Source organism: Arthrobacter sp. MA-N2 (assembly GCF_000517125.1).
Taxonomy (GTDB): domain Bacteria; phylum Actinomycetota; class Actinomycetes; order Actinomycetales; family Micrococcaceae; genus Arthrobacter; species Arthrobacter methylotrophus.
The window spans coordinates 1,378,032-1,390,945 of record NZ_KI912155.1 but is presented as its reverse complement, the minus strand read 5'-3'; the positions used below and the strand labels follow the sequence as shown (position 1 = coordinate 1,390,945).

Annotated in this window: 11 protein-coding genes; 9 read left to right on the top strand and 2 right to left on the bottom strand. The window is 64.8% G+C overall.

The window, feature by feature from the left end; all coding sequences use genetic code 11:
* The first annotated feature begins 68 nt into the window (after positions 1-68).
* Positions 69-1,721 carry a malate synthase A gene (aceB, locus tag A3M3_RS0107120; RefSeq protein ID WP_028265769.1) on the top strand — a complete coding sequence of 551 codons (1,653 nt, stop codon included), beginning with the start codon at positions 69-71 and terminating at the stop codon, positions 1,719-1,721.
* A 100-nt stretch (positions 1,722-1,821) separates the two neighbouring features.
* On the opposite strand, the gene A3M3_RS0107115 is transcribed toward aceB, so the two are convergent.
* Both A3M3_RS0107115 and A3M3_RS0107110 read right to left on the bottom strand, forming a co-directional pair.
* On the bottom strand, positions 1,822-3,018 hold the full coding sequence (locus tag A3M3_RS0107115; RefSeq protein WP_028265768.1) for an MFS transporter: 1,197 nt from the start codon (positions 3,016-3,018) through the stop codon (positions 1,822-1,824).
* A gap of 83 nt (positions 3,019-3,101) precedes the next feature.
* Positions 3,102-4,322, bottom strand: coding sequence for an ROK family transcriptional regulator (locus A3M3_RS0107110; protein WP_028265767.1), 1,221 nt, complete (start codon positions 4,320-4,322; stop codon positions 3,102-3,104).
* 169 nt (positions 4,323-4,491) lie between these two features.
* Between A3M3_RS0107110 and A3M3_RS0107105 the strand changes: the two genes are divergently transcribed.
* From A3M3_RS0107105 to A3M3_RS0107070, 8 genes are all read left to right on the top strand, one after another.
* Positions 4,492-5,610: a Gfo/Idh/MocA family protein gene (locus A3M3_RS0107105; RefSeq protein ID WP_442853114.1), complete on the top strand. Its 1,119-nt coding sequence runs from the start codon at positions 4,492-4,494 to the stop codon at positions 5,608-5,610.
* Positions 5,607-6,422, top strand: a complete 816-nt coding sequence (locus A3M3_RS0107100) for a hypothetical protein (protein WP_028265765.1) — start codon at positions 5,607-5,609, stop codon at positions 6,420-6,422. Before A3M3_RS0107105 ends, A3M3_RS0107100 begins: the two co-directional genes overlap by 4 nt.
* A 130-nt stretch (positions 6,423-6,552) precedes the next feature.
* On the top strand, positions 6,553-7,863 hold the full coding sequence (locus tag A3M3_RS0107095) for an ABC transporter substrate-binding protein (protein WP_028265764.1): 1,311 nt from the start codon (positions 6,553-6,555) through the stop codon (positions 7,861-7,863).
* A 13-nt stretch (positions 7,864-7,876) separates the two neighbouring features.
* A complete protein-coding gene (locus tag A3M3_RS0107090; protein ID WP_028265763.1) occupies positions 7,877-8,839 on the top strand; it encodes a carbohydrate ABC transporter permease in 963 nt (320 codons plus the stop codon).
* On the top strand, positions 8,839-9,732 hold the full coding sequence (locus tag A3M3_RS0107085) for a carbohydrate ABC transporter permease (RefSeq protein WP_028265762.1): 894 nt from the start codon (positions 8,839-8,841) through the stop codon (positions 9,730-9,732). The genes A3M3_RS0107090 and A3M3_RS0107085 overlap by 1 nt, the downstream gene beginning before the upstream one ends.
* A 56-nt stretch (positions 9,733-9,788) precedes the next feature.
* On the top strand, positions 9,789-10,538 hold the full coding sequence (locus A3M3_RS0107080; RefSeq protein ID WP_028265761.1) for a sugar phosphate isomerase/epimerase family protein: 750 nt from the start codon (positions 9,789-9,791) through the stop codon (positions 10,536-10,538).
* The gene (locus A3M3_RS0107075; RefSeq protein WP_155854306.1) at positions 10,535-11,692 is read left to right on the top strand and encodes a Gfo/Idh/MocA family protein; all 1,158 of its coding nucleotides are present in this window, start codon (positions 10,535-10,537) and stop codon (positions 11,690-11,692) included. Before A3M3_RS0107080 ends, A3M3_RS0107075 begins: the two co-directional genes overlap by 4 nt.
* Positions 11,693-11,701: 9 nt before the next feature.
* Positions 11,702-12,880, top strand: a complete 1,179-nt coding sequence (locus tag A3M3_RS0107070; RefSeq protein ID WP_028265759.1) for a Gfo/Idh/MocA family protein — start codon at positions 11,702-11,704, stop codon at positions 12,878-12,880.
* Positions 12,881-12,914 lie beyond the last annotated feature (34 nt).

Sequence of the window (12,914 nt, the reverse complement as noted above, 5' to 3'; positions counted from 1 at the left end):
TGTCGTTTTGAGCCCTCAAAACGACACCTACTGCGAGTCAGTTGGGAACCATTCAAGGAGCCACTCCCATGAACAGCTTCACCGACAATTGCACGATCAACGGCATCACGCTGACCGCCCAGCCCATTCACCGGCAGAACGAGGTCCTCACCCCGGACGCCCTGGAGTTCGTCGCGGCCCTGCACCGCGCGACGGCGGAGCGCCGCCAGGAACTGATGCAGGCCCGGCACACCCGCCGCGGCCAGATCGCCGCCGGCCAGGATCCCCGCTTCCTCCCGGAAACCGCGGACATCCGCAACGATCCGAACTGGCGTGTCGCTCCCCCGGCCCCGGGACTGGAAGACCGCCGCGTGGAAATCACCGGACCCGTTGACCGGAAGATGACCATCAACGCGCTCAACTCCGGCGCCAAGGTGTGGCTGGCCGACATGGAAGACTCCTCCACCCCTACCTGGCGCAACGTCATCCAGGGCCAGCTGAACCTCACGGACGCCCTGGAACGCCGCATCGACTTCACCAGCCCCGAAGGCAAGGAGTACAAGCTCCGCGCCGCCGAGGAGCTGCCGACCATCGTGGTCCGGCCCCGCGGCTGGCACCTGCCGGAGAAGCACATGCTCATCGACGGGAAGCCCGTTGCCGGCGGCGTGGTGGACTTCGGTCTGTTCTTCTTCCACAACGCCCGCCGCCTCCTGGCACAGGGCAAAGGCCCGTACTTCTACCTGCCCAAGATCGAGAACCACCTCGAGGCCCGCCTCTGGAACGACATCTTCATCCAGGCCCAGGACCTGCTCGGCATCCCGCAGGGCACCATCCGCGCCACGGTGCTGATCGAGACCATCACCGCGGCGTTCGAAATGGAGGAGATCCTGTACGAACTGCGCGATCACGCTTCGGGCCTGAACGCCGGCCGCTGGGACTACATCTTCTCCGTGATCAAGAACTTCCGCACCCGTGGCCCCCGCTTCGTGCTGCCGGACCGCGCCCAGGTGTCCATGACCCAGCCGTTCATGCGCTCCTACACCGAGCAACTCGTCCGGGCCTGCCACCGCCGCGGCGCCATGGCGATCGGCGGCATGGCCGCCGCCGTCCCCAACCGCAAAGACGAGGCAGCCAACACGGCAGCGTTCGAAAAGGTCCGGGCGGACAAGACCCGCGAAGCCGGCGACGGCTTCGACGGTTCCTGGGTTGCGCACCCGGACCTGGTTCCGGTCTGCCGCGAAGTGTTCGACGGCGTACTCGGGGACCGCCCGAACCAACTGGACCGCTCACGCGAGGACGTCACCCCCGACGACCGTGCCCTGATCGACATCGCCTCCACCGAGGGCACCATCACCGAAACCGGCATCCGGAACAACATCGAAGTGGGCATCCGCTACATCGAGTCCTGGCTGCGCGGCAACGGCGCCGTGGCCATCCACAACCTCATGGAAGACGCCGCCACCGCCGAGATCTCCCGATCCCAGCTCTGGCAATGGATCTACTCCCACGCCATCACCGACACCGGAGAACTCATCACCCGCGAGTGGATCAACGACCTCCTGGACGAAGAGTTCGCACGCCTGGAACGCTTCGACGACGACCGCTTCAACGACGCCCGCAGCATCTTCGAAGAAGTCACCCTCGCCGAAGAATTCCCCACCTTCCTGACCATCCCGGCCTACGCACGCTACCTCACGGAAGCCCGCGAGGAAGCCACCAAGGAAGAACTCGTAGCCGCTTGAACCCCTCACCACCCAACTGACTCGCAGTTGTTGTCGTTTTGAAGCCTCATAACGACAACAACTGCGAGTCAGTTGGGTGTACGACGACGGCGGCGCGCACCTAGCGTTGCCGGGCCACCCAACGCACGGACAGAGTGGTGCAGACGCAAAACGCAGCGACCGAAGCAAGGATGACCAGGAGTGGCACGGTCCAGCCGCCGGAAATGCCGTGCACATAGCCCACGATGGTTGGAGCAAGGGCGGCAAAGCAATAGCCAACGCCTTGCACGATGGCGGACATCCTGCCCGCCGAAGCTTGGTCGCGGGCGAACCTGATGATGGCGATGAAGATGACGGTGATGCCGCCGCCCTGGGCCACGCCACCTAGGGAAGACCACAGCCACCACCAGTCCGGGATCAGCAACAAGCCCAACGGCACGGTGAGCCAAAGTCCGCTCAAGGTGACCGCCACCGCCGTCGTGCTGGTGAACCGGGCAAGCAGCGGCACGCCGAGGCCGCCCATGATCGCGAAGATCTGGAAGAGCGATGACCCGGCCCCGGCCTGTGCGGTGCCCATGTGCAGCTCATCGGACAAGAAACTGGGCAACCACGCCGTCACGCCGTAATAAGAGAAGGCCTGGCCAGCGAAGCCGAGGGTCAGGCCGACGGTCAGCCAGCCCACGCCGGAGGCGTTGCCGGCTCGCGACCCGTCGGGGGCCCGAACAGGAGCCGGAACGAAGGCCCTCCGGGCACCCACTGCGGGGATCCAGAACAGGATGGCTGCCAAGGCCAGGATGGCACTTGCCGCGAGGGCAAGCCGCCAGCCCACAAGTTCGGCGAGCGGGGCGGTGGCCACCGAGGTCAGGAAAGACCCGATGTTCAGGGCCGCCGTGTACACACCCATCGCGGCTGCCTGGCGTCTCGGCGCGAAGTCTCGGCGGATGATGAGCGGCACCGCGATATTGCCGATGGTGATAGCGAGGCCGATGAAGACGGTGCCCACCATGACCGGAACACCGCCGCCGCTGGAGCGGATGACGACGCCGGCCAGCACACCCAGGAGGGTGAGCATCACCGCGAATTCGGCACCGAACCTTCGCCCGGCCATCGAAGCCAACGGTGCCGCAAGCGAGAAGCAGAGCACGGGAATGCCGGTCAGGAGGCCGAGTTCCACTGGCGAGAATCCAAGGTCCCGCTTCAGGGAATCCACCACCGGTGCCACCGCGACAAAGGGTCCGCGCATGTTGAGGGCGATGAGGCCGATGCATGCGAGGATCAGCCAGCCTCGTGGGACTTTGGCGAGGAATTGACCAGTCATGGGATGCGCTGAAGGGTGGGGAAAGTAGCCATTAGCTTCATTGCTATCACGGCATGCCGCTCCGGACGGCCAAAAGACGCAGCTCAGCCCGTCGCTTGGAGCGTGGCTTCAATCACGGCCGGGGACAAAACGTGTTGCGTGACCATCTGGCTCGCGCCGAGAATCGCGGCCTGGTCCCCCGCCATCGAGATGCCGATGCGCAGATGCGATGTAGCCAGGGGCAGCGAGCGTCGATAGACCACTTCGCGGATGCCGGCCACGAGGTGTTCACCGGCCTCACCCACGCTGCCACCGATCACGATCATGGAGGGGTTGAGCAGGTTCACCACGGTTGCGAGGACATCGCCGACGTCGCGTCCGGCTTGCCGGAGTGCCTGGATGGCTTGGAGGTTTCCCTCGGCGACGAGCCGCAGCACGTCGCCGCCATTGCTCGCCTCTAGTCCTTGGGCCTGTAGTTGGCGGGCGACGGCGGGCCCGGAGGCGAGCGCTTCGAGGCAGCCATAGTTCCCGCATCGGCAGAGGACGTCGTCGCCTCGGGGAACCCTGACGTGGCCGAGGTCCCCGGCGGTGCCGTTGGCGCCTCGTTGCAACTCGCCGCTGCTGATGATGCCTGCGCCGATGCCGGTGGCGATTTTGATGAAGAGCAAGTTGTCGTGGTCCGGCCAATACGCTGTACGTTCGCCCAGGGCCATGATGTTGACGTCGTTGTCCACCAGGACGGGGACTGGCAGCGAGCGCTGCATGTAGCGGACCACGTCGAATCCGTCCCAGCCGGGCATGATGGGCGGTTTGACCGGCCTGCCGGTGTCGTGTTCCACGGGGCCGGGCAGTCCGATACCGATCCCGGCAAGGTCCTCGAGGGCGCGGCCTGTTTCGGTGAGGAGCTCCCGCCCTTCCTTCACTACCCTGCCGAGCACCACATCCGGACCGTCGGCGACTTCCTGCGCCAGGCGGCGCTCGGCCAGGATCGTTCCTCCGAGGTCGGTGACCGCTACGATCACGTGCGTCGCTCCGACGTCGACCGCCAGGACAACGCGGGCTGCCGGGTTGAAGGCAAAGCGCGACGGCGGCCTGCCGCCGCTGGAGCTCGCCTCGCCGGCCGGGCCCACGAGTCCGGAGTTCATGAGTGCGTCAATGCGGGAGGCGACGGTGGACCGGGCCAGTCCCGTGGTGATGGCGAGTTCGGCCCGGGTACGTGCGTGGCCGTCGCGAAGAAGCTGAAACAGATCTCCTGCGCGCGAAAGGCTCCCGGCGTCCTGTACGGAGCCGTCCTTGCCAGGGGCTTTTTCGGGTGCTGAGGTCATGCATCAGTGATAGCACGATTGCTTATGCGTGTCACGCAGCAAAAGATTGGCGAATGTTTTTCAACTTTTGCTTGCTCATCGACAAAAGTCGGTTTAGGTTATGTGTGAGAAGGGTCACGTAGCCTCCCAGCCGCGGTGAACCTCGGAGAATCCTTTTACGAAGAGGTAACTGAACTTGTCCAGCCACTCACAAGCAGCCCCGTTAGGATCACTGCAGCCCCTCGGCGTCGGGATCCTTGGCGCGGGCCCGGTCACCCAAGCAATCCACCTGCCCTCGCTCGCCCGGCTCCGGAACATCCTGGAAGTCCGCCACATCATGGACGTCGACGCCGGAGTCGCCGAATCCGTCGCAGCACGCGTCGGCGCCAACCACAGCACCCGCATGGACGCGCTCCTGGGCGATCCCGACGTCGACATCGTTGCGATCTGCAGCCCGCACCAGTTCCACGCCGACCAGGTCATCGCCGCATGCCGTGCAGGGAAGAAGGCGGTCCTCTGCGAAAAGCCCTTCGCCATGAACCACGAAGAAGCAACCCGGATTTCAGCGGTCAGCGAGGAAACCGGCGTGCCGATCATCGTAGGCGCCATGCACACTTTCGATCCGGGTTGGCTCGCGGCCGAGGCCAATTGGGGCGATCTTCCGCAGAACGTCCACACCATCCGCTCCTCGATCGTCCTCCCGCCCAATTCCCGCTTCGAAGACTTCGCCACCGAAATCATCACCCGGCCTGCCGGAGGCGTCCCCGACTACCGCGACGTCGAATTCATCAAGAACGCACTCCGCGGCGGAATCATGGGACTCGCCATCCACGACCTGCCGCTCGTCAGGCGATTCACCCCGGATTTCGAAGACCTCGAAGTGCTGCAGGCACGCCATGTGCGGCCCTTCGGCTACGTGATCTCCCTTCGTTCCGGAAAACAGGGCGCAGATGAGCGGATCATCGAATTGCGCGCAGCCATGAACACGACGTGGAAGCCGGAATGGACCTTCGAAGCGATCTCGGACGATGCTGCCCTTCGCGTGGAGTTCACTCCTTCCTACGTCCAGGCGGGATCCGCGGTGGCGACCATCACCCGCGGCACCACGGGCACCACCTTCGGGCCGTACGAGCACAACGGATATGAGGGCGAATGGCGCGAACTCGCCCAACTGGCCCGCGGAACCAAGCAACCGCCGTCCGCCGAAAGCCTTATCAACGATCTCACCTTCGCCATCGCCATCGCCGACGCCACAGTGGATATGGTCGCGGCCGAGCACACCAACAGCCATGCAGGAGCCCGCTCATGAGCACCCAGTACACGGTTACCGTCACGGCCATGGCCACGGCTGACGCCGAAGAGAGCGGCGCTGTGGCCCTCGCGGTCGCTTCCCTGCCTGCCAGCTTCGAACCCGCCAGTGAGGCGACGCCCGCTCCGCAGATTTCCGCCATCGAGGGCGCCCCGGGCTGGACCAACGAGGCGATCAAAGCGATCGACGGCGGAGCGCTGGGCATCGTCGTCGTCAATCCCGTCCCGGAAAACACCGCAGCCCTGCTCGACGCCGCTGAAACCGCCGGCGTCGTGGTTGTCCTGGACCAGCGCTGGGCGTCCAACCCGGCGCTGGTTCCGGCCGAAGACGCCGTTCGCTCGCTCGCCGGGCGCGCGGCCATGCTGGATTCCGTCGCCACTGCCGCGGTAGGCAGCGATCCGGAACGGCTGCTGACCGAGCATCTCGCCGCCGTCGTACGCGTCACCGGTCAGTTGAACGCGCTTCGCGTCCTGCGCCGGGGCGCGCACGGCTACACGATGTCCGGCCGGCTCGCGAACGGTGCCCCGGTTTCGTTCCAGGGCCTGCTGAGCAACGCCCGTCCCGCCGGCGTCGAGATCCGTCTCTATACCGACGACGGCGGGGTCAGCGTCGCAGTCCCCGAACCGCTTGCCGCGTGGCCGGCGGAAGTCCGGGCTACCGGACCCCAAGGCGAAATCCTTTTGCCCACGCTGTACGAATCCGCACATCGCGCTACGTGGCGCCGGCTCAAGGAGCACCTCCACGCCGGAACCTTTCCCTCCGACCTGGCTGGCTTTGCACGGCTGACGGAATCCATCGCACACCTGTTCTGAACCCGAGCCCTCAGACCCGCAAGCAGCACAACCGAGCAACCGCGCACCAAAAGCAATCATTCGCCTTCTCGACGTCGAGCCAGACCGCACCAAACGCGAAGACCACGCAGCGGTCCCGAAAGGAATCACCATGAATGTTAAGTCCGAAGCCAGCCGCAATTTCTCCCGCAGGGGCTTCCTCGGCCTCACGGCGGCAGCAGCGGCTGTCCCTCTGCTCGCAGCGTGCGGAGGCGGCTCCAGCTCAAGCTCCGCTGGCGGCGCCATCAAGTTCTGGGACATGCCGTGGGCCACACCGGCATATAACGATGCCGCGAAGAAGGTCACCGAGGGCTTCTCCGGAGCCAACAGCAAGGCCAGCTACCAGATCATCCAGTGGAACAACTTCTACCAGACCTTCTCCTCGGCCATCGCGTCCAAAACCGGCCCCGCAGTGTCCACCGGTGGCGGCTTCCAAGCGTTCCAGTTCGACCAGCAGGGCCAGATCGCCTACGCGGACAAGGTGGTGGACGCGCTCAAAAAGAACGGCCAGTTCGACGACTTCCTGCCGGGCGTACTGGAGCCCTTCAAGTCCGACAAGGGCTACGTCGCCGTTCCGTGGCAACTGGACATGCGCCCCCTGTGGTACCGCAAGTCCCTCTTCGACCAGGCCGGGGTTGCGGTCCCGAGCGACTGGCCCAGCCTGCTCGACGCCGGCAAGAAACTCAAGAGCATCGGTGCAGTCGGGTTCGCTACGGGCTCCGGCGCCGGCAACAACATCGGCAACCACTTGATGATCATGATGATGATCAACAACGGTGGCGGCGTCTTCACCAAGGACGGTCAACTGGACGTCATGAACGACCGCAACGTCGAAGCCACCGAATTCCTGCTCGAACTGGTCTCCAACGGCATCATCGATCCCGCGGCCGTCAGCTACACCTCGGACAACCTCGATGCCCAGTGGAAGAACAAGAAGGCGGCCTTCGGCATGTATGTGCTCGGCGTGCCGCAGCGCGTGGGAGACACCTCGGGAGACCTCCTGGTGGCCAGCCCGATGGCCGGTCCGCACGGCGACAAGGCCACACTGGTGTTCCCGAACAACATCATGATGTACAAGAACACTCCCTCCCAGGACGCCTCGGAGGCCTTCCTGGTCTACTACATGGGCCAGCTCAAGCAGCTGTGGCAGCAGAAGCTCATGAACGCGCTCCCGGTCTTCAAATCCATCACCGAGCTTCCCGAGTTTGCCAGCGATCCCAACAACGTGAAGATCGTCAAGGAGTACCAGCCGATCGCGAAGACCTTCGCCGCGCAGGGAACCTCCCTCAACGCCAACCTCGCAGTCCTCGACGGCGGCCAGGCGCTCAACCAGTTCACCCAGACCATCCTCACGGGCAAGACCGACGCAAAGTCGGCACTCACGGCCTTCCAGACCGGCCTCCAGTCTGTCCTCAAGAAGTAAAGCGGCCCCTGCCATGTCATCAACCACTACACAATCGAGCCTGGCCCGGGCCCGCCGGGGCGTTGCCCCCGGTGGGTCCGGGGTCGGGAACGTGAACCGCAAGAGCAAACTGTCGGGCCAGACCCGCCGGACTTTTTTCTGGCTTCTGTTGCCCTCCATCGTCCTGCTTATCCTGATCAACGGCTACCCGCTGATCTACGCCGGCGTCCAAGCGACCCACGACGGCTCCTTGATCGACACCGGCAACTTCGTCGGCGTCGACAACTTCGCCACCGTCCTCTCCTCGCCCGCTTTCTGGAAGGCCGCCCAGTTCACCCTGTGGTTCACCATCGTCGGTGTCTTTGGTTCCTGGCTGGTGGGCTTGGGCCTGGCATTGCTCTTGCGCACCAAAATCCCCGCGGGCGGCACCTTCAAGGTCCTGCTCCTTCTGCCCTGGGTAGTGCCGATCGTGGTGTCCTCGACGGCCTGGAACTGGCTCGTCGCCACCCCGGACAGCCTCATCCCCTCCATCTTCCGCAACCTCGGACTAGGCACCCCGCTGTTCCTGGCCGACCCGCACCTCGCGGCCGTCATGGTCATGGTCTTCAAGGTCTGGGTCAGCTTCCCGTTCATGATGATGATGATCTCCGCCGCGTTGGCCTCCGTGGACACCACCGTCTACGAAGCCGCCAGCATGGACGGCGCCAGCAAGTGGCAGCAGTTCACCCAGATCACGCTGCCGATGATCGCCCGCTCCACCTACATCAGCTGGATCCTGATGACGATCTTCTGCGTCAACGACTTCCCCACCATCTACCTCCTCACCGGCGGCGGACCCGTCGACGCCACCACTTCCCTCGTGGTCCTGGCCTACCGCAGCGTCTTCCAGGACTTCCAGACCGGACCCGGCGTCGCCATCGCCTTCCTCATGACCCTCACCCTCGTGGTCGTGTCGGTCCTCCTGTACCGCCAGATCCGAAAGTCGAGCGTCGAATAATGAGCGCAGTACTCCACGCCCACCCCGAATCAGGACCCGCCCTCGGCGTCGCGGGAGCCGAAAAGACCCGCCGCGTCCTCTCAGAAGCAGGCATGCAAGGACGCTGGTGGCGCTTCGCCCTGATCCTCGTCATCACCGCGATCGTCCTCGTCCCCATCATGGTCACGGTAATACTGGCCCTGACCCCGGGCCCGAACAGCACCGCGACCGGCCTGACACTGGAAAACATCACCGGCGTCTTCTCCAAAACCCTCGCCGGCACCTGGCTGAGCAACAGCCTCATCACCACGCTGTCCACCGTGATCGTCGCCGTCGCCGTCGCGGCACCTGCCGGCTACGTCCTCTCCCGCGGCCGCTCCAAAGCCGTCTCGGGCTATTCCCTGCTGCTGTTCGTCATGCAGTCGCTGCCGATCATTACCTCCGTGGTGCCGCTGTTCATCCTCTTCGCCGGCATGGGACTCGTGGACAACCTCCTCGGCCTGATCATCATCTACGTCGGCTCGACAATGACCGTCGCCACGTGGATGATGGCGGCATACTTCGATTCCATCCCGATCAGCCTCGAGGAGGCCTCGTGGATCGACGGCTGCTCGGTCTTCGGATCGTTCACCAAAGTGGTGCTGCGCAACTCGCTGCCTGGCATCCTGTCCACCGCGATTTTCGCCTTCCTCCTGGCCTGGAACGACTACCTCGTGGCGATCGTGTTCCTGCGCTCCAACGAGATCTTCACCCTCCCCGTGGGCGTGCAGTCCTTCTTCCAGCAAAACCTCACCGACTGGTCCGGCGTCATGGCCCTCGCCGTCGTCATGATGCTCCCGCCCATCATCGTCTTCGCCACCCTGAACAAATACTTCAGCGTCGGCGGCATCGGCGGATCCCTCGCCGGCCGCTAGCCGGACCCTCCTCAAGCAATGCCTTTTTCACGCAACTGACCAAGCAAAGGAAAACCATGTCTTACTCGATCCAGCTGTACACTCTGCGCAACGCCATGCAGGAAGACCTGCCGGGCACCATCAAGAAGGTTGCCGAGATCGGTTTCACGCAGGTTGAACCCTACGATTTCGTTGCCACGGCGAAGGAGCTGGGCGCTGCATTGAAGGAGAATGGGCTGACCGCCCCTTCCGGCCATGCACCCTTGCTGAGCCAGGACCAGGACGAAATCTTCGCCGCTGCCAAGGAATTGGGCATCTCCACGGTCATCGATCCCTACCTGCCTGCCGAGCACTGGCAGAACGCCGAGGACATCCAGGCCACCGCGGCAAAACTCAACGCCGCAGCCAAGAAGGGGGCCGACTACGGGATCCGCGTCGGCTACCACAACCACGCCTGGGAGCTTGAGTCCAGCATCGAGGGCCAGACCGCCCTGGAGTACTTCGAAAGCCTCCTGGACCCGGAACTGGTCCTGGAAGTCGACACCTACTGGGCATCGGTCGGCGGCCAGAACCCCGTCGAGTTGCTTGCCCGCCTGGGTGACCGCGTGAAGTTCATCCACATCAAGGACGGCCCCGGCACCACAGACACAAAAGCCCAGCTGCCGGCGGGCAAGGGCACCATCCCGGTGCTCGACGTCGTTGCTGCCGCGAAGTCCCTGGAGGTGGGCGTCGTGGAATTCGACGACTACGCCGGAGACATCTTCGAAGGCATTGCCGAAAGCCTCGCCTTCCTTCAGGACAACGCAGCACAGGACGTGAACGCATGAGCGCCGCAACGCAGCAGAGCACACCATCGAACCCGTCTTCCCTGAGTCTTCCCTCCGGGGGGCCCGTGGGCGTCGCCGTCATCGGCGCCGGGAACATCAGCAAGGCCTACCTGGACAACCTGACGGTCTTCCCGGACCTGAAAGTCCACGTCATCGCCGACCTCTTCGAGGAAGCCGCGGAAGCGCGGGCCAAGGAATACGGCATCCCCGAGTGGGGCGGGGTGGACGCGGCACTGAACCATCCCGACGTCGAAATCATCGTCAACCTGACCATCCCGGCGGCGCACGTCGAGGTAGCCACCGCGGCCGTGGCTGCCGGCAAGCACGTCTGGACCGAGAAGCCGTTCTCCCTGGACCGCGAATCCGGTTTGGCCCTGCTGAAGACGGCCGACGCCGCAGGCATCCGCCTCGGCTGCGCACCGGACACCTTCCTGGGCGCCGGCCTGCAGACGGCCCGCCGGATCATCGAACGCGGCGACATCGGAACCCCGCTGACCGCCCTGACCATGTTCCAGACCCCGGGCCCGGAGTCCTGGCACCCGAACCCGGCATTCCTGTTCCAGCACGGCGCGGGCCCGCTTTTCGACATGGGCCCGTACTACATCACCGCACTGGTCCAGACCTTCGGTTCGGTGCGCAAGGTGGCCGCCGTCGGCTCCAAAGCCAAGGAAGTCCGCGTTGTCGGTTCCGGGCCCAAGGCCGGGGAGGAATTCGCCGTCGAGGTCCCCACACATGTGAGTGCCATGCTCCAGTTCGAAGGGGGCGCCTCCTCGCACAGCGTCTTCAGCTTCGAATCGCCCCGCTTGCGGATGGGCTTCGTGGAAATCACCGGAACCGAGGGCACCCTCGAGCTCCCGGACCCGAACTTCTTCGACGGCGACCTCAAGCTATGGCGCGCGGGAGCCGAAGAAGCGGAAATCATCCCCGCCACGGGACCGGCCAACGGCCGCGGCATGGGCGTGCTGGACATGGCACGTTCGCTCCGCGCCGGTGTTCCGCACCGCGCCCAGGGTGCCCTCGCCTACCACGTGGTCGATACCCTGGTCTCCATTTCCGAGTCCGCCGAATCCGGCACCTTCGTAGGCGTCGACAGCTCCGCCGTGACCTCCCAAGCCCTCCCCGAGGACTGGGACCCGATGGCCGCCACCCTCTAGGAATCTCTCATGACTAGCTCCGCCCCCACCAACCCTGAAAAAGGCCATCCGGGTAAATCACCCCTCGGTGTCGCCGCGATCGGCTACGCGTTCATGGGCAAGGCCCATTCGAACGCGTGGCGGAATGTGGCCAGCTTTTTCGACGTCCCGGCTTTCGAACAGAAAGTGCTCGTGGGCCGGGACCCGGAACAAGTTGCCGAGGCCGCGGCGAAGTACGGGTGGAGCGAGTCCGCCACGGACTGGCGCTCGGTCCTGGAACGCGATGACATCCACATCGTGGACATCTGCGCTCCGGGCTGGATGCACGCCGAAATCGCCATCGCGGCGCTGGAAGCGGGCAAGCACGTCCTGGTCGAAAAGCCCCTCGCCAACACCCTCGCCGAGGCCGAAGCCATGACGGAAGCCGCGCGGGCAGCCCGCTCGCGCGGCATCCAATCCATGATCGGTTTCAACTACCGCCGGGTACCGGCCCTCGCCCTGGCCCGCGAACTCATCGCTGAGGGCAGGCTCGGCACTGTCCGGCACGTCCGCGCCGCATATTTGCAGGACTGGCTCGTGGACGCCGATTCCCCCATGACCTGGCGCCTCAACAAGGAAACCGCAGGATCCGGCGCGCTGGGCGACATCGCCTCCCACGCGATAGACCAGGTCCTCTTCCTGCTCGGCGACTCCGTCACCGAAGTCTCCGGCCGGCTGCACACTTTCGTGAACAGCCGCCCCGGTGCGGACGGCCCGGAAAAAGTAACGGTCGACGACGCCGCCTGGGCCACGTTGACCCTCGCCTCCGGGGCAGTCGCGTCCGTGGAAGTCTCCCGCATGGCCACGGGCCGGAAGAACTCGCTCACCATGGAGGTCTACGGCGACAAGGGCTCACTCCTCTTCGACCTGGAATCCATCAACGAGCTCGGCTTCCTCGACGCCACGCTTCCTGTCCGGGAGCAGGGCTTCCGCCGGATCCTGGTCAACGAAGCGCAGCACCCGTATATGGGTGCTTGGTGGCCGCAGGGCCACGTGATTGGCTGGGAACATACCTTCACCCACGAAATCCGCGACTTCCTGGCCGCCATCGACACCGGGACGCCGCCGTCTCCGGCCTTCGAGGACGGGCTCGCTGTCCAATACATCCTGGCCGCTATCGAAGAATCCGCCGACGCCAAGAGCGCCATCATCCAGCTCGCCGGTGACTGAACGGCTCTGCCCCCCGAAACTTTGCAAGGAGAAC